Annotated in this window: 22 protein-coding genes; 21 read left to right on the top strand and 1 reads right to left on the bottom strand. The window is 57.1% G+C overall.

From position 1 onward, the window contains the following. The 6 genes from kefB to ACJ8IM_RS19365 all read left to right on the top strand — a co-directional run bounded on the left by kefB (position 1) and on the right by ACJ8IM_RS19365 (position 6,584). Entirely contained in the window at positions 1 to 1,809 is a 1,809-nt protein-coding gene (gene kefB / locus ACJ8IM_RS19340; protein WP_033636264.1) for a glutathione-regulated potassium-efflux system protein KefB, read from the top strand. 14 nt (positions 1,810 to 1,823) lie between these two features. Continuing rightward, complete coding sequence (locus ACJ8IM_RS19345) at positions 1,824 to 2,027, top strand: YheV family putative zinc ribbon protein (protein WP_015379274.1); 204 nt, start codon at positions 1,824 to 1,826, stop codon at positions 2,025 to 2,027. Positions 2,028 to 2,139: 112 nt separating this feature from the next. Then, positions 2,140 to 2,727 carry a peptidylprolyl isomerase gene (gene slyD, locus ACJ8IM_RS19350; RefSeq protein WP_033654873.1) on the top strand — a complete coding sequence of 196 codons (588 nt, stop codon included), beginning with the start codon at positions 2,140 to 2,142 and terminating at the stop codon, positions 2,725 to 2,727. A 92-nt stretch (positions 2,728 to 2,819) separates the two neighbouring features. Further along, a complete protein-coding gene (locus ACJ8IM_RS19355; RefSeq protein WP_033654874.1) occupies positions 2,820 to 3,848 on the top strand; it encodes a LacI family DNA-binding transcriptional regulator in 1,029 nt (342 codons plus the stop codon). Positions 3,849 to 3,970: 122 nt separating this feature from the next. After that, positions 3,971 to 5,410, top strand: coding sequence for a Na+/H+ antiporter NhaC (gene nhaC / locus ACJ8IM_RS19360; RefSeq protein WP_033636262.1), 1,440 nt, complete (start codon positions 3,971 to 3,973; stop codon positions 5,408 to 5,410). Position 5,411: 1 nt separating this feature from the next. Next, positions 5,412 to 6,584: a MalY/PatB family protein gene (locus tag ACJ8IM_RS19365; protein ID WP_033654875.1), complete on the top strand. Its 1,173-nt coding sequence runs from the start codon at positions 5,412 to 5,414 to the stop codon at positions 6,582 to 6,584. 15 nt (positions 6,585 to 6,599) lie between these two features. On the opposite strand, the gene ACJ8IM_RS19370 is transcribed toward ACJ8IM_RS19365, so the two are convergent. Further along, positions 6,600 to 6,827 (bottom strand): SlyX family protein, encoded by a 228-nt coding sequence (locus ACJ8IM_RS19370; RefSeq protein ID WP_004930414.1) that lies wholly within the window; start codon positions 6,825 to 6,827, stop codon positions 6,600 to 6,602. Between the two features lie 356 nt (positions 6,828 to 7,183). On the opposite strand from ACJ8IM_RS19370, the gene fkpA reads away from it, so the two are divergent. The 15 genes from fkpA (at position 7,184) to rplW (ending at position 17,868) form a co-directional block, all read left to right on the top strand. Next, on the top strand, positions 7,184 to 8,023 hold the full coding sequence (gene fkpA, locus ACJ8IM_RS19375) for an FKBP-type peptidyl-prolyl cis-trans isomerase (RefSeq protein WP_016930330.1): 840 nt from the start codon (positions 7,184 to 7,186) through the stop codon (positions 8,021 to 8,023). 373 nt (positions 8,024 to 8,396) lie between these two features. Further along, positions 8,397 to 9,119: a helix-turn-helix transcriptional regulator gene (locus ACJ8IM_RS19380; protein ID WP_004930418.1), complete on the top strand. Its 723-nt coding sequence runs from the start codon at positions 8,397 to 8,399 to the stop codon at positions 9,117 to 9,119. Beyond that, positions 9,119 to 9,508, top strand: coding sequence for a sulfurtransferase complex subunit TusD (gene tusD / locus ACJ8IM_RS19385; protein WP_033636259.1), 390 nt, complete (start codon positions 9,119 to 9,121; stop codon positions 9,506 to 9,508). Before ACJ8IM_RS19380 ends, tusD begins: the two co-directional genes overlap by 1 nt. 7 nt (positions 9,509 to 9,515) lie before the next feature. Continuing rightward, the gene (gene tusC, locus ACJ8IM_RS19390; protein WP_033636258.1) at positions 9,516 to 9,875 is read left to right on the top strand and encodes a sulfurtransferase complex subunit TusC; all 360 of its coding nucleotides are present in this window, start codon (positions 9,516 to 9,518) and stop codon (positions 9,873 to 9,875) included. A 9-nt stretch (positions 9,876 to 9,884) separates the two neighbouring features. After that, positions 9,885 to 10,172 carry a sulfurtransferase complex subunit TusB gene (gene tusB, locus ACJ8IM_RS19395; RefSeq protein ID WP_033636257.1) on the top strand — a complete coding sequence of 96 codons (288 nt, stop codon included), beginning with the start codon at positions 9,885 to 9,887 and terminating at the stop codon, positions 10,170 to 10,172. 143 nt (positions 10,173 to 10,315) lie between these two features. After that, positions 10,316 to 10,690, top strand: a complete 375-nt coding sequence (gene rpsL / locus ACJ8IM_RS19400) for a 30S ribosomal protein S12 (protein ID WP_004930426.1) — start codon at positions 10,316 to 10,318, stop codon at positions 10,688 to 10,690. Between the two features lie 96 nt (positions 10,691 to 10,786). Further along, complete coding sequence (gene rpsG, locus ACJ8IM_RS19405; RefSeq protein ID WP_004956203.1) at positions 10,787 to 11,257, top strand: 30S ribosomal protein S7; 471 nt, start codon at positions 10,787 to 10,789, stop codon at positions 11,255 to 11,257. A gap of 93 nt (positions 11,258 to 11,350) precedes the next feature. Further along, entirely contained in the window at positions 11,351 to 13,465 is a 2,115-nt protein-coding gene (gene fusA, locus ACJ8IM_RS19410) for an elongation factor G (RefSeq protein ID WP_033654876.1), read from the top strand. 70 nt (positions 13,466 to 13,535) lie between these two features. Continuing rightward, on the top strand, positions 13,536 to 14,720 hold the full coding sequence (tuf, locus tag ACJ8IM_RS19415; RefSeq protein WP_015376315.1) for an elongation factor Tu: 1,185 nt from the start codon (positions 13,536 to 13,538) through the stop codon (positions 14,718 to 14,720). 132 nt (positions 14,721 to 14,852) lie between these two features. Continuing rightward, positions 14,853 to 15,047 (top strand): bacterioferritin-associated ferredoxin, encoded by a 195-nt coding sequence (bfd, locus tag ACJ8IM_RS19420; protein WP_015379266.1) that lies wholly within the window; start codon positions 14,853 to 14,855, stop codon positions 15,045 to 15,047. A 73-nt stretch (positions 15,048 to 15,120) separates the two neighbouring features. Further along, positions 15,121 to 15,600: a bacterioferritin gene (gene bfr, locus ACJ8IM_RS19425; RefSeq protein ID WP_033636255.1), complete on the top strand. Its 480-nt coding sequence runs from the start codon at positions 15,121 to 15,123 to the stop codon at positions 15,598 to 15,600. 379 nt (positions 15,601 to 15,979) lie between these two features. Beyond that, on the top strand, positions 15,980 to 16,291 hold the full coding sequence (gene rpsJ / locus ACJ8IM_RS19430) for a 30S ribosomal protein S10 (RefSeq protein WP_001181005.1): 312 nt from the start codon (positions 15,980 to 15,982) through the stop codon (positions 16,289 to 16,291). A 32-nt stretch (positions 16,292 to 16,323) separates the two neighbouring features. Continuing rightward, positions 16,324 to 16,953 carry a 50S ribosomal protein L3 gene (gene rplC, locus ACJ8IM_RS19435; RefSeq protein WP_015379265.1) on the top strand — a complete coding sequence of 210 codons (630 nt, stop codon included), beginning with the start codon at positions 16,324 to 16,326 and terminating at the stop codon, positions 16,951 to 16,953. A gap of 10 nt (positions 16,954 to 16,963) precedes the next feature. Continuing rightward, positions 16,964 to 17,569 (top strand): 50S ribosomal protein L4, encoded by a 606-nt coding sequence (rplD, locus tag ACJ8IM_RS19440; protein ID WP_004929779.1) that lies wholly within the window; start codon positions 16,964 to 16,966, stop codon positions 17,567 to 17,569. Further along, positions 17,566 to 17,868, top strand: a complete 303-nt coding sequence (rplW, locus tag ACJ8IM_RS19445; RefSeq protein WP_004951179.1) for a 50S ribosomal protein L23 — start codon at positions 17,566 to 17,568, stop codon at positions 17,866 to 17,868. The genes rplD and rplW overlap by 4 nt, the downstream gene beginning before the upstream one ends. The last annotated feature ends 9 nt before the right edge of the window (positions 17,869 to 17,877 follow it).

Below are 17,877 nucleotides of genomic sequence, written 5' to 3' on the forward strand. Positions count from 1 at the left end.
ATGGAAGGATCGACCTTACTGACCGCCATTTTGCTGTTCCTGTTCGCCGCGGTGGTGACGGTGCCGATCGCCCGTCGCCTGGGGATCGGCGCGGTGCTGGGCTATCTGATCGCCGGCATCGCCATCGGCCCCTGGGGATTGGGCTTCATTCGCGACGTCGACGAGATCCTGCACTTCTCCGAGCTGGGCGTGGTGTTCCTGATGTTCATCATCGGCCTGGAACTGAACCCCAGCAAGCTGTGGGAGCTGCGGCGCTCGATCTTCGGCGCCGGCGCCGGCCAGGTGTTGATCACCGCTGCGGTGCTGGGCGCGTTGCTGTATCTGACGCACTTCGCCTGGCAGGCGGCGGTGATCGGCGGTATCGGCCTGGCGATGTCTTCCACCGCCATGGCGCTGCAGCTGATGCGCGAGAAGGGCATGAACCGCAACGAAGGGGGGCAGCTCGGCTTCTCGGTGCTGCTGTTCCAGGATATGGCGGTGATCCCGGCGTTGGCGCTGATCCCCATTCTGGCCGGCGCCGGTGGAACCAGCGACGACTGGGCGAAGATCGCGCTCAAGGTGGCGGCGTTCGGCGGCATGCTGATCGGCGGCCGCTTCCTGCTGCGGCCGCTGTTCCGCTATATCGCCGCTTCCGGCGTGCGCGAGATCTTCACCGCCGCTGCGCTGTTGCTGGTGCTCGGCTCGGCGCTGTTTATGGAGACGCTTGGCCTGTCGATGGCGCTCGGCACCTTCATCGCCGGCGTGCTGCTGGCGGAGAGCGAATACCGCCACGAACTGGAGATTTCCATCGAGCCGTTTAAAGGGCTGCTGCTGGGGCTGTTCTTTATCTCGGTAGGCATGGTGTTGAATATCGGCGTGCTCTACACCCATCTGGCCGAGGTGTTGATCGGCGTGCTGGCGCTGGTGGCGATCAAATCCGGCGTGCTCTACGGGGTGTCGCGTCTGTTCGGCCTGCGCAGTTCGGTGCGCCTGCAGTTCGCCGGGGTGCTCAGCCAGGGCGGTGAGTTCGCCTTCGTGCTGTTTTCTGCGGCGGGCGCGCAAAAGGTGCTGCAGCCGGATCAACTCTCCTTGCTGCTGGTGGTGGTGACGCTGTCGATGATGACCACGCCGCTGCTGATGCAGGCCATCGACCGCATTTTGGCGCGTCGCTATAACGCCAAGGGCGAAGAAGAGGAAACGCCGTACGTAGAGGACGACGATCCGCAGGTGATCATCGTCGGCTTCGGGCGTTTCGGCCAGGTGATCGGCCGACTGTTGATGGCCAACAAAATGCGCATTACCGTACTGGAGCGCGATGTCAGCGCCGTCGGCGTGCTGCGGCGTTACGGTTACCAGGTTTATTACGGCGACGCCACCGAGCTGGAGCTGCTGCGCGCGGCGGGCGCCGAGAAGGCCAAGTCGATCGTGATCACCTGCAATGAGCCGGAAGACACCATGGAGATCGTGCGGCTGTGCCAGCAGCACTTCCCGAATCTGAGCATTCTGGCGCGGGCGCGCGGCCGCGTGGAGGCGCATGAGTTGCTGCAGGCGGGCGTGAAGCAGTTCAGCCGCGAGACCTTCTCCAGCGCGCTGGAACTGGGGCGCAAAGCGCTGATGGAGTTGGGCATGCACCCGCATCAGGCCTTCCGCGCCCAGCAGCATTTCCGCCGCCTGGATATGCGCATGCTGCGTGAACTGATGCCGCCGCATCAGGGCGACGTGGCGCAAATTTCCCGCGTGAAAGAGGCGCGGCGCGAGCTGGAAGAGCTGTTCCATCGCGAAATGCAAAAAGAAAGTCGCCAGTTCGACGGCTGGGACGAATACGAATAAGCGGGAGCATAACGATGTCTGCAACACGTAAGAGATTTATCGCCGGGGCGGTGTGCCCGAGCTGCAGCGCCATGGATACGCTGGCGGTATGGCGGGAGGATCAGGTGGAGGTGGTGGAGTGCGTCAAGTGCGGCCACCATCAGCGCCAGACCGAACAACAGGTGGAAAAACACGTTCGCCCGCAAGAGCAGGTGATCGGCATTTTCCAGCCGAAGTAGCGTTTTTTTATCCCGGAGGGTACAGCGAGGCAGATTTCCGTTACAATCTGTCCGGAAAAGGCGCGCATCCCGATAACGGTGCGCGTCCTAGTAGCCAACGGTAGGAGATATCATGAAAGTAGCAAAAGACTTGGTGGTCAGCCTGGCTTACCAAGTACGTACAGAAGACGGTGTTTTGGTTGATGAGTCTCCGGTGAGCGCACCGCTGGACTATCTGCACGGGCATGGTTCTCTGATCGCAGGTCTGGAAAAAGCACTCGAAGGCCACGACGTTGGCGATCGTTTTGACGTTCACGTCGGCGCGAACGACGCGTACGGCAACTACGACGAAAACCTGGTGCAGCGCGTACCGAAAGACGTCTTCATGGGCGTTGATGAACTGCAGGTCGGCATGCGTTTCCTGGCTGACACCGATCAGGGCCCGGTACCGGTTGAAATCACCGAAGTTGACGGCGACCACGTGGTGGTTGACGGCAACCACATGCTGGCCGGCCAAAACCTGAACTTCAACGTGGAAGTTGTCGCGATCCGCGAAGCGACCGCAGAAGAACTGGCGCACGGTCACGTACACGGCGAGCACGACCATCACCACGAACACGGTGACGGCTGCTGCGGCGGTCACGGCCACAGCCACGATCACGACCATGGCCACGACCACGGTAAAGGCGGTTGCGGTAACGGCGGCTGCGGCTGCCACTAAGCAGATCGCAGTGACGAGACAAGAGGGCGGCCATCGGCTGCCCTTTTTTATGCGCGGCGCACCGGGCGCCGAACGGCACAACAGGACATGCCATGGCCACCATGAAAGACGTGGCGCGGCGCGCCGGCGTTTCCACGGCCACCGTCAGCCGGGTGATCAATAATACCGCCTACGTTGAACCGGTGACCCGCGAACGCGTCGAGAAAGCGATGCGCGAGTTTAACTACCACCGCAACGCCGCAGCGCTGGCGCTGGCGAAAAGAAGCGGCAATATGCTGGGATTGCTGACCGGCAATCTCGACGATCCGTTTTTCTCGCGTCTGGCGCGGGGCGTGGAAGACATCACGCGGCAGGCCGGCGTGCGGTTGATGTTATGCAGCGGCGGGCATCAGGCCGAGCTGGAAAAAAGCGGCCTCGATTTTCTCATCAATCAGGGATGTGAAGCCATCGTGGCGCACGTCACGCGCATGGGGGAGGAGGCGCTGCTGCGCTACGCCGCCCATACGCCCGCGCTGGTGCTGATCAATCGTTATCTGCCCGCCATCGCCAACCGTTGCATCTGGCTCGACAACGCCAATGCGGCGCAGACGGCGACCGAGCTGCTCATACGCCAGGGGCATCGAAGAATTGCCTGCGTGACGGCGGATCTGCCGATCGACGATCGCGCGCAGCGGCTAGCGGGTTACCGCCAGGCCATGGCCGCCGCCGGAATTGAGGTGCCCGGCAGCTGGATCATCAGCGTGCCCTTCAACGAGCGAGGGGGCGAACTGGCGGCCGAGCGCGTTCTGGCCAGCGACCAACGCTTCACCGCTGCAGTGACGTTCAACGACGTGATGGCCGCCGGCATGATGCGCACCTGCCATCAACGGCAAGTTCAACTGCCCCAGGCGCTGTCGATCGTCGGCTTTGACGACATTGCCCTGGCGAAATATCTCCATCCTTCGTTGACCACCGTGCATTACCCGATCGAGAAAATGGCCCGACGCGCCGCGCGCCTGGCGCTGCAGATCCACAGCGGCAGCGACGTTGCGCCGCAGAACAACCGCTTTTCGGCCGAACTTATCCTGCGAGACTCCGTAACCGACGGTGAGGCGCATGCGCAAAGCAAGCGCGGCGAATGAGAGACGGCTCACACAACGCTACCTCATGAAACCGATTACATGGCCGATTGCCTGCGCTCACATCCTCCGATTATCGAAGCCATTACGCTGTTGCAGTACCCCATCTTCAACAGGAGCCGTATATGGATAATAAGAAAACGCTCAACCTTGGGTTGGCGACGCTGCCGATTGTGGCCATGCTGTTGCTGCTCATCATCGGCTATGGTCAGTTTGGCCTGCGCATTGAACCGCTGCTGCTGGTTTCCGCCGCCATCGCCGCCGCGTTGGCCTGGTGGCAAGGCTACCGCTGGGACGACATCATCGAGGCCATCGTGGCCAAACTGGCGAAGGCGATGCCGGTTATCCTGATCCTGATCTGCGTGGGCGGCCTGATCGGCACCTGGATGATCAGCGGCACAATCCCTTACATGGTGTACTGGGGGCTGAAGCTGATCAGCCCGCAATACATTCTGATCGCCGCATTCTTCATCACCAGCGTGATCTCGGTGTGCACCGGCACTTCCTGGGGAGCGGCCGGCACCGTGGGCGTGGCGCTGATGGGCGTGGCCGCCGGTCTGGACGTGCCGCTGGCCGCCGCGGCCGGGGCGGTGGTGTCCGGCGCTTACTTCGGCGACAAAATTTCGCCGTTGTCCGATTCGACCAACTTCGCGGCCATCGTCGCGGATACCGATCTCTACAGCCATATCCAGCATCTGATGTACACGACGCTGCCGAGCTTCATCCTGGCCGCCGTGGTGTACCTGATCGCCGGCCACACCGGTGCGGTGGGCAGCGTGGCAACGCCGGAAAAAGTGACCGAAATCGTCGGCGCGCTCGAGGGGCTGTACCACTTCAATCTGCTGCTGATCCTGCCGCCGGTGCTGGTGCTGTGGGGCGCGGTGACCAAACGGCCGGTGATCCCCGTCATGCTGGCCGCCTGCGCGCTGGCGATCGCCATCGGCGTCGCGCTGCAGGGCTTTAGCCTGCAGCAGGGGCTGAATGCGTTGATGGACGGTTTCAATCTGTCGATGTTCGCCGCTCAGGGCCATAACGTCGAAGGGATCGTCGCCGATGTGCCGCGCCTGCTGAACCGCGGCGGCATGTTCTCGATGATGAGTACGATCCTGCTGGTGTTCTGCGCCTTTTCCTTCGCCGGCGCTCTGACGCTGACCGGCGCGCTGACGGTGATCATCAGCCGGCTGCTGAAAGTGGTGCACACCACCGGCCAGCTGATCGCCGCCACCGTTGCCACCACTATCCTGGTGACCGGCGCGACCAGCGACGGCAAGCTGGCGCTGCTGATCCCGGCGGAGCTGTTCAAAGGGGCCTATCGACGCATGGGGCTGGACAACAAAAATCTGTCGCGCACCGTCGAAGATGCGGGCACCGTCATCGAACCGCTGATCCCGTGGACGGCCGCCGGCATTTACATGGCCACCACGCTGGGGGTCAGCACCCTCGATCTGCTGCCGTGGGCGATCCAATGTTATGCCGCGGTGGTGTTCGCCCTGATTTATGGGTTCACCGGCTTCGGTATCGCCAAACTCCAACCTCAGAACGACTTGCAGCGTAAGGAAGCCTGACATGACGAGTCATTTCAACGCCATCATCGATCGCCACAACACCGGCTCCGTGAAGTGGGACTTCATCGACCGCTATCTGCAACTGGACGGCAGCGAACTGTTGCCGATGTGGGTGTCCGATTTCGATTTTCCGTGCCCGCCAGAGGTGCAGCAGGCGCTGCATCAGCGGGTGGACCACGGCGTCTTTGGCTACAGCGAACGCGACGACGCTTACTATGAGGCGGCGATCGACTGGTTTGCCAAGCGGCACGGCTTGCCGCTGCGGCGCGAGTGGTTCACGTCGATTGAAGGGGTGGTGCCGGGGCTGGCGATGCTGATCCAACTGCTCAGCAAGCCGGGGGACGGGGTGGTGGTGCAGGGGCCGTATTATGGCTCGTTCGCCAAGATAGTCACCATGAACGGCAGAGAGGTGATTGAAAACCCGCTGCGGGAAACCCCGCAGGGATACCGGATCGATTTCGACCAGCTGGCCGCCTGTCTGGCGCTGCGTAAACCGCCGCTGTTGTTGCTGTGCAATCCGCACAACCCGACCGGCCGTTGCTGGCGCCGTGATGAACTGGAGCGGCTCATGGCGCTCTGCCACGCCCACGACGTCACGGTGATCTCCGATGAAATTTGGGCCGATCTGCTGCTGCCCGGCGAGACGTTTACGTCGGTGTTGCATCTGGGCGAGGAATATCGCGATCGGGTGATTGCGGCGACGTCCGCCAGCAAAACGTTCGGCCTCTCCTCGCTGCGCATTTCGAATTTCCTGATCCCCAACGCCCGGCTTCGGCAGGCGTTTGTCGATCGGCTGAACGCCCACGGGCTGGATGTATTCAACGCGCTGTCGATGACGGCGGCGACCGCGGCCTATCAACGGGGCGCTGCCTGGCTTGATGAGCTGCTCGACTACCTGGCGGAGAATCGGCGTTGGTTTGAGCAGGCGCTGGCGGCCGCCGCGCCCTGGTGCGCGATGACCCAGGCTGAAGGGACCTATCTCGCCTGGCTGGATTGCCGCTCGCTGGGTTTGAGCGATACAGACTTGCAGCAGGCGCTGGTGGCGGTGGCGAAGCTGGCGCCGTCGATGGGCAGCGGTTTCGGCCCGCAGGGGCGCGGTTTTATCCGCATCAACCTGGGGTGCCCGCGCCGGTATCTCGAGCGTGCCGTCGAAGGGTTGGCACGCCTGAAATAACCGCATGGCGAGCCCTCAATAGTGCGGCGGAGGGGTTTCTTCCGATTGCGAGGCGATCATTGATGTTTGGGTCGAGCGCAGCTTGTCGGTCAACATGCGCAGGTGTTCGCGCATCTTCAGCATTTCCATTTGATGCTGAATGACGGTCTGGTTGAGCTCTTCGATGGTGAGCTCTTGGAAGGCCTGACGGCTCTCCAGTTCTTCAAGCCGCTGTAGCAGGCGTTGAATGTCGGCGTTGTGCATGAGGCTACCTCTGACGCGATAAAATCCTGATTCGGCGCTATGGTAACAGCTGGCGCCGGGTTTGCTCGCGCTATTTCTCCAGACGGCGCGCAACGTTGCGATCGACAATGTAAAGTGCTGAAAAGTTGCACGCTCGATCTGCCGTTTTTTGCGAGCCTGGCCGAATATTCCGCAAGAAAAATCTGATTTATCATGGGAGTAGCACTCAGGGGGAAACTTCTTGGCAAAGCGGGAGTCACACTTTGACTCGATTGGTTACCTGTGCGACTGTTTTGTTTTGTTTCAGGCAGCTATAGTAGCCCGGTTATCTTACCTAATGATTGTTTGGGGCATTGCTTCAGACACTGGAGAAATGGATGAAATCTTTGTTTAAAGTCACGCTTCTGGCAACCACCATGGCTTTTGCTCTGAATGCGACCCAGGTCATGGCAGCCGATGCCGCCAAACCGGCAGAAGCCGCTAAACCAGCGGACGCGGCAGCAGCACCGAGCACCGGCAAGTTCAAAAACGACGACGAGCAAGCGGCCTACGCACTGGGCGCCTCTCTCGGCCGTTACATGGACAACTCTCTGAAAGAGCAAGAGAAGCTGGGCATCAAGCTGGACAAAGATCAGCTGATTGCCGGCGTTCAGGACGCGTTCGCCAACAAGAGCAAACTGAACGACGCCGACATCGAGAAGACCCTGCAGGGCTTCGAAGCGCGCGTGAAGGCTTCCGCTCAGGCGAAGATGGAGCAGGACGCCAAGGACAACGAAACCAAAGGCGCCAAGTACCGCGATAGCTTCGCTAAAGAAAAAGGCGTGAAGAAAACCGAATCCGGCCTGCTGTACCAGGTAGAGAAGCCGGGCGCGGGTGAAGCGCCAAAAGACAGCGACACCGTGGTGGTGAACTACAAAGGCACCCTGACCGACGGTACCGAGTTCGATAACTCCTACACCCGCGGCGAGCCGCTGTCGTTCCGTCTGGACGGCGTGATCCCAGGCTGGACCGAAGGCCTGAAGCACATCAAGAAAGGCGGCAAAATCAAGCTGGTGATCCCACCGGCGCTGGCCTACGGCAAAACCGGCGTTCCGGGCATCCCGGCTAACTCCACGCTGGTCTTCGACGTTGAGCTGCTGGACGTGAAAGCGGCGCCGAAAGCCGACGCTAAAGCCGAAAAACCGGCGGACGCGAAAGCCGACGCCAAAGCGAAATAACATCGCCGCTTTGTTTGCCACCGCCGCGGATGCCCTCCGCGGCGGTTTTCATTTCGGCCCCCGCCGCCTCTCTCTCCATTGAACGCTTGACGCCTGCCGGGCATCGGGCTTAACGTCAATACCACGCGCAAACGCAAGGACTTTGCTCCGGCCGCTTTGCTAGACTAATAATTCTGACTTATCAGTCATGCGTCTGCCCCTTAGGGCGTGTACCTAAAATTGTTCCCGGCCGCCTCGCCCGCGGATGTCATCGTGCCGTTTGATGGCGCTCTCAGCCGGCCGCGCTGCGGCGTGCCGACGACGGCAGCGATCCGGTTCGAGCGGTTTTAGCTGCGCCCCCTGGCACAGGCGATCTATGAGGGTGGTATCTTCGATGTCGAATTCGCTTTTATCCAGCGAAGCCAGCGAACTTGATTTGCTGAATGAACGTCCGTTTACTCAAACGGATCATGAAATCCTGAAATCCTATGAAGCGGTGGTCGACGGGCTGGCGATGTTGATCGGCGGCCACTGCGAGATCGTACTGCACGCGCTGGAAGACCTGAACAGCTCAGCGGTACGCATCGCCAACGGTGAACATACCGGGCGTAAAATCGGCTCGCCGATCACCGATCTGGCGCTGCGCATGCTGCACGACATGGCCGGCGACGACAGCAGCGTGTCGAAAGCCTACTTTACCCGCGCCAAGAGCGGCGTGTTGATGAAGTCGGTGACCATCGCCATTCGCAATCGCGAGCAGCGGGTGATCGGCTTGCTGTGCATCAACATGAACCTCGACGTACCGTTTTCGCAGATCATGCAGACCTTTATGCCGCCGGCCACGCAGGACGTGCCGTCGTCGGTGAATTTTGCGTCTTCCGTTGACGATCTGGTGGCGCAGACGCTGGAGTTCACCATCGAAGAGGTGAACGCCGACCGCTCGGTGTCCAATAACGCCAAGAACCGCCAGGTGGTGCTCAACCTCTATGAGAAAGGCATCTTCGACATCAAGGATGCGATCAACCAGGTGGCGGATCGCCTGAACATCTCCAAACACACCGTGTATCTGTACATCCGCCAGTTCAAGAGCGGCGATCTGTTGGGAAGCGACCGTTGATGCTCGATTATTGCCTGTTGGTCACCGGCCCGGCTTACGGCACGCAGCAGGCCAGCAGCGCCTATCAGTTCGCTCAGGCTTTGTTGGCGAAAGGGCACCGGCTTTCCAGCGTCTTTTTCTACCGTGAGGGCGTGCTGAACGCCAACCAGCTGACCGCGCCCGCCAGCGACGAGTTCGACCTGGTGCGCGGTTGGACGCAACTGGCGCAGCAACACGGCGTAGCGCTCAACGTCTGCGTAGCCGCCGCGTTGCGCCGTGGGGTCACCGACGAGCAGGAGGCGGCGCAACAGGGGCTGGCAAGCGCCAACCTGCAGCCTGGCTTTACCCTGAGCGGGCTGGGTTCCCTGGCCGAAGCGTCGCTGAGTTGCGACCGTCTGGTGCAGTTCTGAGGATATGATGAAACGAGTCGCTTTTGTTTTCACCCACGGGCCGCACGGCGGTGCCGGCGGCAGGGAAGGGCTGGATGCGCTGCTCGCCACGTCGGCGCTCAGTGAAGATTTGGGGGTGTTTTTTGTCGGCGACGGCGTATTGCAGCTGTTGCCGGGCCAGCAACCGGAAAAGATTTTGGCGCGCAATTACATCGCCACCTTCGGCGTGCTGCCGCTGTATGACGTGGAGCGGTGCTATCTGTGCCAGGCTTCGCTGCAGGAGCGTGGGCTGAGCCAGGTGACCGATTGGGTGCTGGATGCCGAGGTGCTGGCGCCGGACGAACTGCGCCGCGAACTGGCCGGCTACGACGCCGTGATGACGTTTTAGGATCCTCTGATGCTGTATACCCTGAGCCACTCGCCAAACCAATGTGACTTGCCTGCGCTGCTGCGCCTGACGGCGGAGGGTGACGCGCTGCTGCTGCTGCAGGACGGCGTGCTTGCAGGCCTTGCCGGCAGCGCCCATCTTGAATCGCTGCTCGCCGCCCCCATATCCCTTTATGCGCTGCAGGACGACCTGGAAGCCCGGGGATTGGTCGGTCATTTTTCGCACAAAATCACTGTCGTCGGCTATAATCACTTCGTTGAATTAACCGAACAACACCGCAGCCAAATGGCCTGGTAATGAGAGTGATGTTGTATATTTCTTGACACCCATACTGGTCAGCCCTAAAATTCTGCGTCCTCGTACTTTGCCAATAGTGCATACGAGGGGATTTATCACATGTTTACGAAGCTAGTACGAAGCAAAAACCAGGAGCTTTTTTAATGGCAACAATTAACCAGCTGGTTCGCAAACCACGCTCTGTGAAGGCTGCTAAAAGCAACGTTCCAGCGCTGGAAGCCTGCCCGCAGAAACGTGGCGTATGCACCCGCGTATACACCACTACCCCGAAAAAACCAAACTCCGCACTGCGTAAAGTTTGCCGTGTGCGTTTGACCAACGGTTTCGAAGTGACTTCCTACATCGGTGGCGAAGGCCACAACCTGCAGGAACACTCCGTAATCCTGATCCGTGGCGGTCGTGTAAAAGACCTGCCAGGTGTGCGTTACCACACCGTCCGTGGTGCACTTGACTGCTCCGGTGTTAAAGACCGTAAGCAAGCTCGTTCCAAGTACGGCGTGAAGAAGCCAAAGGCTTAATGGTTCTCCGTTAAGTAAGGCCAAACGTTTTAACTTTAATGTCAAAATAAACTCGTAGAGTTTTGGACAATCCTGAATTAACAACGGAGTATTTCCATGCCACGTCGTCGCGTAATCGGCCAACGTAAAATCCTGCCAGATCCTAAGTTCGGATCTGAGCTGCTGGCCAAATTTGTAAATATCCTGATGGTAGACGGTAAAAAATCTACTGCAGAAGCAATCGTCTATACCGCGCTGGAGACCCTGGCTCAGCGTTCTGGTAAAGATCACCTGGAAGCTTTCGAAGTCGCTCTCGACAACGTTCGCCCGACTGTAGAAGTTAAGTCGCGTCGCGTTGGCGGTTCTACTTATCAGGTACCAGTTGAAGTCCGCCCGGTTCGTCGTAATGCTCTGGCAATGCGTTGGATCGTTGATGCTGCACGTAAACGCGGTGATAAATCCATGGCTCTGCGCCTGGCGAACGAGCTGTCTGACGCAGCAGAGAACAAAGGTTCTGCTGTTAAGAAGCGTGAAGACGTTCACCGTATGGCCGAAGCCAACAAGGCGTTCGCCCACTACCGCTGGTAATCACCCGGCTGTAGTCATGCTAACCAAGCGGGCGCGTCAAATCGGCCCGCTTGGGTTAACTGAACTTGAACGCCCTAGGAATAGAGGAATCAAATGGCTCGTACAACACCCATTGCACGCTACCGCAACATCGGTATCAGTGCTCACATCGACGCCGGTAAAACCACCACTACCGAACGTATTCTGTTCTACACCGGTGTAAACCACAAAATCGGTGAAGTTCATGACGGCGCTGCCACCATGGACTGGATGGAACAGGAGCAGGAGCGTGGTATTACCATCACTTCTGCAGCGACTACTGCTTTCTGGTCTGGTATGGCCAAGCAGTTCGAACCGCATCGCGTAAACATCATCGACACCCCAGGGCACGTTGACTTCACCATCGAAGTAGAACGTTCCATGCGTGTGCTGGATGGCGCGGTAATGGTTTACTGTGCTGTTGGTGGTGTTCAGCCACAGTCTGAAACCGTATGGCGTCAGGCTAACAAATACAAAGTGCCACGTATCGCGTTCGTTAACAAAATGGACCGTATGGGCGCTAACTTCCTGAAAGTTGTAGGCCAGATCAAATCTCGTCTGGGCGCCAACCCTGTTCCTCTGCAGCTGGCTATCGGCGCAGAAGACAAATTCACCGGCGTTATCGACCTGGTGAAAATGAAGGCGATCAACTGGAACGAAGAAGACGCAGGCGTAACCTTCGAATACGAAGACGTCCCGGCTGACATGATGGATCTGGCTGAAGAATGGCGCCAGAACCTGATCGAGTCCGCTGCGGAAGCTTCCGAAGAGCTGATGGAAAAATACTTGGGCGGCGAAGAGCTGACCGAGGAAGAAATCAAAACTGCTCTGCGTCAGCGCGTACTGAACAACGAAATCATCCTGGTTACCTGCGGTTCTGCGTTCAAGAACAAAGGCGTGCAGGCGATGCTGGATGCGGTAATCGAATACCTGCCGGCACCAACTGACGTTCCTGCGATCAACGGTATCCTGGACGACGGTAAAGACACTCCGGCTGAGCGTCACGCAAGTGATGACGAGCCGTTCTCTGCTCTGGCGTTCAAAATCGCTACCGACCCGTTCGTGGGTAACTTGACCTTCTTCCGTGTGTACTCCGGCGTTGTTAACTCCGGCGACACCGTGCTGAACTCCGTTAAGTCTGCGCGCGAGCGTTTCGGCCGTATCGTTCAGATGCACGCTAACAAGCGTGAAGAGATCAAAGAAGTTCGCGCAGGCGACATCGCCGCTGCGATCGGTCTGAAAGACGTGACCACCGGGGACACCCTGTGTGATCCAGACTCTCCAATCATCCTGGAGCGTATGGAATTCCCTGAGCCGGTAATCTCTATCGCCGTTGAACCGAAAACCAAAGCTGACCAGGAAAAAATGGGTCTGGCTCTGGGCCGTCTGGCTAAAGAAGACCCGTCATTCCGCGTATGGACTGACGAAGAGTCTAACCAGACCATCATCGCCGGTATGGGTGAACTGCACCTCGACATCATCGTTGACCGCATGAAGCGTGAATTCAACGTTGAAGCTAACGTGGGCAAACCTCAGGTAGCTTACCGCGAAGCGATTCGCGCGAAGATTACCGATGTTGAAGGTAAGCACGCCAAGCAGTCTGGTGGTCGCGGTCAGTACGGTCACGTTGTGATCGACATGTACCCACTGGAGCCGGGCTCTAACCCGAAAGGTTACGAGTTCGTCAACGACATCAAAGGTGGTGTAATTCCTGGCGAATACATCCCTGCCGTTGATAAAGGCATCCAGGAGCAGCTGAAGTCTGGTCCGTTGGCTGGTTACCCGGTAGTAGACATGGGTATTCGTCTGCACTTCGGTTCTTACCACGACGTTGACTCCTCTGAACTGGCGTTTAAACTGGCCGCGTCTATCGCCTTTAAAGAAGGCTTTAAGAAAGCGAAACCAGTTCTGCTTGAGCCTATCATGAAGGTTGAAGTTGAGACTCCAGAAGAGAACACCGGTGACGTTATCGGTGACTTGAGCCGTCGTCGCGGCATGCTGCGCGGTCAGGAATCTGAAGTGACTGGCGTTAAGATCCACGCTGAAGTACCGTTGTCCGAAATGTTCGGCTACGCAACTCAGCTGCGTTCTCTGACTAAAGGTCGCGCATCATACACCATGGAATTCCTGAAGTATGATGATGCACCGAACAACGTCGCTCAGGCCGTAATCGAAGCCCGTGGCAAATAAGCCGCAGGGTTAAAACCAAAGTCCCGTGCTCTCTCCAGAAGGGGAGAGCGCTATAGTAAGGAATATAGCCGTGTCTAAAGAAAAATTTGAACGTACAAAACCGCACGTTAACGTTGGTACTATCGGCCACGTTGACCACGGTAAAACTACCCTGACTGCAGCGATCACCACCGTTCTGGCTAAAACCTACGGCGGTTCTGCACGTGCTTTCGACCAGATCGATAACGCGCCAGAAGAAAAAGCTCGTGGTATCACCATCAACACCTCTCACGTTGAGTATGACACCCCGACTCGTCACTACGCGCACGTTGACTGCCCAGGGCACGCCGACTACGTGAAAAACATGATCACCGGTGCTGCGCAGATGGACGGCGCGATCCTGGTAGTTGCTGCGACTGACGGCCCAATGCCTCAGACCCGTGAGCACATCCTGCTGGGTCGTCAGGTTGGCGTTCCTTTCATCATCGTATTCATGAACAAATGCGACATGGTTGATGATGAAGAGCTGCTGGAACTGGTAGAAATGGAAGTTCGCGAACTGCTGTCCGCTTACGACTTCCCAGGCGACGACCTGCCAGTAATCCGCGGTTCCGCGCTGAAAGCGCTGGAAGGCGAAGCTGAGTGGGAAGCGAAAATCATCGAACTGGCCGAAGCGCTGGACAGCTACATCCCAGAGCCAGAGCGTGCTATCGACAAGCCGTTCCTGCTGCCAATCGAAGACGTATTCTCCATCTCCGGTCGTGGTACCGTTGTTACCGGTCGTGTTGAGCGCGGTATCATCAAAGTTGGCGAAGAAGTTGAAATCGTTGGTATCAAAGACACCGTTAAGTCTACCTGTACTGGCGTTGAAATGTTCCGCAAACTGCTGGACGAAGGCCGTGCTGGTGAGAACGTAGGTGTTCTGCTGCGTGGTATCAAACGTGAAGAAATCGAACGTGGTCAGGTACTGGCGAAGCCAGGCTCTATCAAGCCACACACCCAGTTCGAATCTGAAGTGTACATCCTGAGCAAAGATGAAGGTGGTCGTCACACTCCATTCTTCAAAGGCTACCGTCCACAGTTCTACTTCCGTACAACTGACGTGACCGGTACCATCGAACTGCCAGAAGGCGTAGAGATGGTAATGCCAGGCGACAACGTGAACATGGTTGTAACCCTGATTCACCCAATCGCGATGGACGACGGTCTGCGTTTCGCAATCCGTGAAGGCGGCCGTACCGTTGGCGCGGGCGTTGTTGCTAAAGTTATCGCTTAATCGCGAATAATTTTTTCGACACAAAAAAGGGCACTTCGGTGCCCTTTTTTTATGCAATTTGTTTAAATCTTAATTGAAATAAAAACCATTCCTATTTAGACTCAGTGCATTGGTTAAGAAGTGAGTCTCTCTATGTATGTATGTCTGTGTAATGCGGTGACTGACAAAGCGATCCGTAATGCGGTGCGTCAGCACAATCCCCATACCATGAAGCAGCTGCGTGAACTTGTGCCGATTGGTACCGATTGTGGAAAGTGCATTCGTCAGGCAAGACAGATTATGGTGGAGGAACGCGGAACTATCATCCCAATGCATGAAGTTGCCTAACAAAGGGTAAGGTTATTTTTGACTCTTGGCTTACAGGTTCTACACTTTTAGAACTGGCCAGGAGGAATTACCTATGAAAGGCGATAAAAAGATCATTGCTCACCTCAACAAGCTGCTCGGTAACGAGCTGGTTGCCATCAATCAATATTTCCTGCACGCCCGCATGTTCAAGAATTGGGGGTTAATGCGCCTCAACGACAAGGAGTACCACGAGTCGATCGACGAAATGAAACATGCCGATCGCTACATCGAGCGTATCCTGTTCCTGGAAGGGATCCCGAACCTGCAAGATCTCGGCAAGCTGAACATCGGCGAAGACATTGAAGAGATGCTGCGTTCCGATTTGGCGCTGGAGCTGGCGGGTGCCAAAAACCTGCGCGAAGGTATCGCCTATGCCGACTCGATCCACGATTACGTCAGCCGCGATTTAATGATCGACATCCTGGCCGATGAAGAAGAGCATATCGACTGGCTGGAAACCGAGCTGGATCTGATCGCTCGCCTCGGTATTCAAAACTATGCCCAGGCTCAGGTTCTAGAGCGCAAAGAGTAAACCTGCCTTCTGTTCGTCATCGTTTCTCCTGCCGGCAACCGTTTTTACGGTGGGGCAGGGGAGCGTCCCTACCAAGCATAATTCATACCCTGTTTGCCGCCTTCATCTCGCGACTGCATCTGAACGCGCAAAAATGACGATTTCCTGAGCATATTTCCAACTGCGGCTTGCTTCCTCGGCCATTTTGCGTATAATGCGCGGGCTTACCTAATCTTGGTAAGCCTGATTTTAGCGAATCAGTCGATTGGCAGGCCTTTTTTGCCTCTCGAACAATACTCCCGATATGGGGGTTATATGTTGACGATTACACTCCCCCATCAATCGAAATGGGTGTGAGGAGTAATTATTTACGTTTATAAATAATTGGAGCTCTGGTCTCATGCAGAACCAAAGAATCCGTATCCGCCTGAAAGCGTTTGATCATCGTCTGATCGATCAATCAACCGCGGAAATCGTCGAGACTGCAAAGCGCACTGGTGCGCAAGTCCGTGGTCCGATCCCGCTGCCAACTCGCAAAGAGCGCTTTACCGTTCTGATTTCTCCGCACGTCAACAAAGACGCGCGCGATCAGTACGAGATTCGCACTCACAAGCGTCTGGTTGACATCGTTGAGCCAACCGAGAAAACCGTTGATGCTCTGATGCGTCTGGATCTGGCTGCCGGTGTAGACGTGCAGATCAGCCTGGGTTAATCAGGTCATTGAGCGATTGAGAGGTTGAAACAATGATTGGTTTAGTCGGTAAAAAAGTGGGTATGACCCGTATCTTCACTGAAGATGGCGTTTCTATCCCAGTAACCGTAATTGAAATTGAAGCGAACCGCGTGACTCAGGTTAAAAGCCTGGACACCGACGGTTACCGTGCCGTTCAGGTTACCACCGGTAGCAAAAAAGCTAACCGAGTAACCAAGCCGGAAGCGGGCCATTTCGCTAAAGCTGGCGTTGAAGCTGGGCGTGGTCTGTGGGAATTCCGCCTGGAAGAAGGTCAAGAATTCGCTGCAGGTCAGGAAATTAGCGTAGAAATCTTCGCTGACGTTAAAAAAGTCGATGTTACCGGTACTTCTAAAGGTAAAGGTTTTGCTGGCACTGTTAAGCGCTGGAACTTCCGTACCCAAGACGCTACCCACGGTAACTCCTTGTCTCACCGCGTTCCGGGTTCTATCGGTCAGAACCAGACTCCGGGCAAAGTGTTCAAAGGCAAGAAAATGGCTGGCCACCTGGGTGATGAGCGCGTAACCGTTCAGAGCCTGGACGTAGTACGTGTTGACGCTGAGCGCAACCTGCTGCTGGTTAAGGGTGCTGTACCGGGCGCAACCGGTGGCAACCTGATCGTTAAACCAGCTGTGAAGGCGTAAGGGGATAGCAATGGAATTAGTATTGAAAGACGCGCAAAGCGCGCTGACTGTTTCCGAAACTACCTTCGGTCGTGATTTCAACGAAGCGCTGGTACACCAGGTTGTTGTTGCTTATGCAGCAGGTGCCCGTCAAGGTACCCGTGCTCAGAAGACCCGTGCTGAAGTAACTGGTTCCGGCAAAAAGCCATGGCGTCAGAAAGGCACCGGCCGTGCGCGTTCAGGTTCTGTAAAGAGCCCGATCTGGCGTTCAGGCGGCGTGACCTTTGCTGCTAAGCCACAGGACCACAGTCAGAAAGTAAACAAAAAGATGTACCGCGGCGCGCTGAAAAGCATCCTGTCCGAACTGGTACGTCAAGATCGTCTGATCGTTGTCGAGAAGTTCTCTGTAGAAGCGCCTAAAACTAAGCTGCTGGCACAGAAACTGAAAGATATGGCTCTGGAAGACGTGCTGATCGTGACCGGTGAACTGGATGAGAATCTGTTCCTGGCAGCTCGCAACCTGTACAAGGTTGACGTGCGCGATGTAGCAGGTATCGATCCGGTTAGCCTGATCGCCTTCGACAAAGTGGTTATGACTGCTGATGCTGTGAAGCAAGTTGAGGAGATGCTGGCATGATCCGTGAAGAACGTTTGCTGAAAGTGCTGCGTGCACCGCACGTATCTGAAAAAGCATCCGCTGCGATGGAAAAAAGCAACACCATCGTTCTCAAAGTTGCCAAAGACGCGACCAAAGCAGAAATCAAAGCTGCAGTGCAGAAACTGTTTGAAGTCGAAGTCGAAGACGTGAACACCCTGGTAGTTAAAGGGAAAGTGAAGCGTCACGGTCAGCGTGTTGGTCGTCGTAGCGACTGGAAAAAAGCTTACGTCACCCTGAAAGAAGGCCAGAATCTGGACTTCATCGGCGGCGCAGAGTAAGTCGGAGGA

Origin of the sequence: Serratia sp. CY33525 (genome assembly GCF_052169115.1) — a bacterium.
Taxonomy (GTDB): domain Bacteria; phylum Pseudomonadota; class Gammaproteobacteria; order Enterobacterales; family Enterobacteriaceae; genus Serratia; species Serratia sarumanii.

Bases quoted from the DNA above. Each gene is read 5' to 3' on its own strand.
- tusB (WP_033636257.1), top strand. From the start codon at position 9,885: ATGCTGTATACCCTGAGCCACTCGCCAAACCAATGTGACTTGCCTGCG.
- ACJ8IM_RS19345 (WP_015379274.1), top strand. From the start codon at position 1,824: ATGTCTGCAACACGTAAGAGATTTATCGCCGGGGCGGTGTGCCCGAGC.
- rpsL (WP_004930426.1), top strand. From the start codon at position 10,316: ATGGCAACAATTAACCAGCTGGTTCGCAAACCACGCTCTGTGAAGGCT.
- bfd (WP_015379266.1), top strand. From the start codon at position 14,853: ATGTATGTATGTCTGTGTAATGCGGTGACTGACAAAGCGATCCGTAAT.
- bfr (WP_033636255.1), top strand. From the start codon at position 15,121: ATGAAAGGCGATAAAAAGATCATTGCTCACCTCAACAAGCTGCTCGGT.
- slyD (WP_033654873.1), top strand. From the start codon at position 2,140: ATGAAAGTAGCAAAAGACTTGGTGGTCAGCCTGGCTTACCAAGTACGT.
- rplC (WP_015379265.1), top strand. From the start codon at position 16,324: ATGATTGGTTTAGTCGGTAAAAAAGTGGGTATGACCCGTATCTTCACT.
- rpsG (WP_004956203.1), top strand. From the start codon at position 10,787: ATGCCACGTCGTCGCGTAATCGGCCAACGTAAAATCCTGCCAGATCCT.
- ACJ8IM_RS19355 (WP_033654874.1), top strand. From the start codon at position 2,820: ATGGCCACCATGAAAGACGTGGCGCGGCGCGCCGGCGTTTCCACGGCC.
- rplW (WP_004951179.1), top strand. From the start codon at position 17,566: ATGATCCGTGAAGAACGTTTGCTGAAAGTGCTGCGTGCACCGCACGTA.
- tusC (WP_033636258.1), top strand. From the start codon at position 9,516: ATGAAACGAGTCGCTTTTGTTTTCACCCACGGGCCGCACGGCGGTGCC.
- nhaC (WP_033636262.1), top strand. From the start codon at position 3,971: ATGGATAATAAGAAAACGCTCAACCTTGGGTTGGCGACGCTGCCGATT.
- rpsJ (WP_001181005.1), top strand. From the start codon at position 15,980: ATGCAGAACCAAAGAATCCGTATCCGCCTGAAAGCGTTTGATCATCGT.
- ACJ8IM_RS19365 (WP_033654875.1), top strand. From the start codon at position 5,412: ATGACGAGTCATTTCAACGCCATCATCGATCGCCACAACACCGGCTCC.
- rplD (WP_004929779.1), top strand. From the start codon at position 16,964: ATGGAATTAGTATTGAAAGACGCGCAAAGCGCGCTGACTGTTTCCGAA.
- fkpA (WP_016930330.1), top strand. From the start codon at position 7,184: ATGAAATCTTTGTTTAAAGTCACGCTTCTGGCAACCACCATGGCTTTT.
- fusA (WP_033654876.1), top strand. From the start codon at position 11,351: ATGGCTCGTACAACACCCATTGCACGCTACCGCAACATCGGTATCAGT.
- kefB (WP_033636264.1), top strand. From the start codon at position 1: ATGGAAGGATCGACCTTACTGACCGCCATTTTGCTGTTCCTGTTCGCC.
- ACJ8IM_RS19370 (WP_004930414.1), bottom strand. From the start codon at position 6,827: ATGCACAACGCCGACATTCAACGCCTGCTACAGCGGCTTGAAGAACTG.
- ACJ8IM_RS19380 (WP_004930418.1), top strand. From the start codon at position 8,397: ATGTCGAATTCGCTTTTATCCAGCGAAGCCAGCGAACTTGATTTGCTG.
- tusD (WP_033636259.1), top strand. From the start codon at position 9,119: ATGCTCGATTATTGCCTGTTGGTCACCGGCCCGGCTTACGGCACGCAG.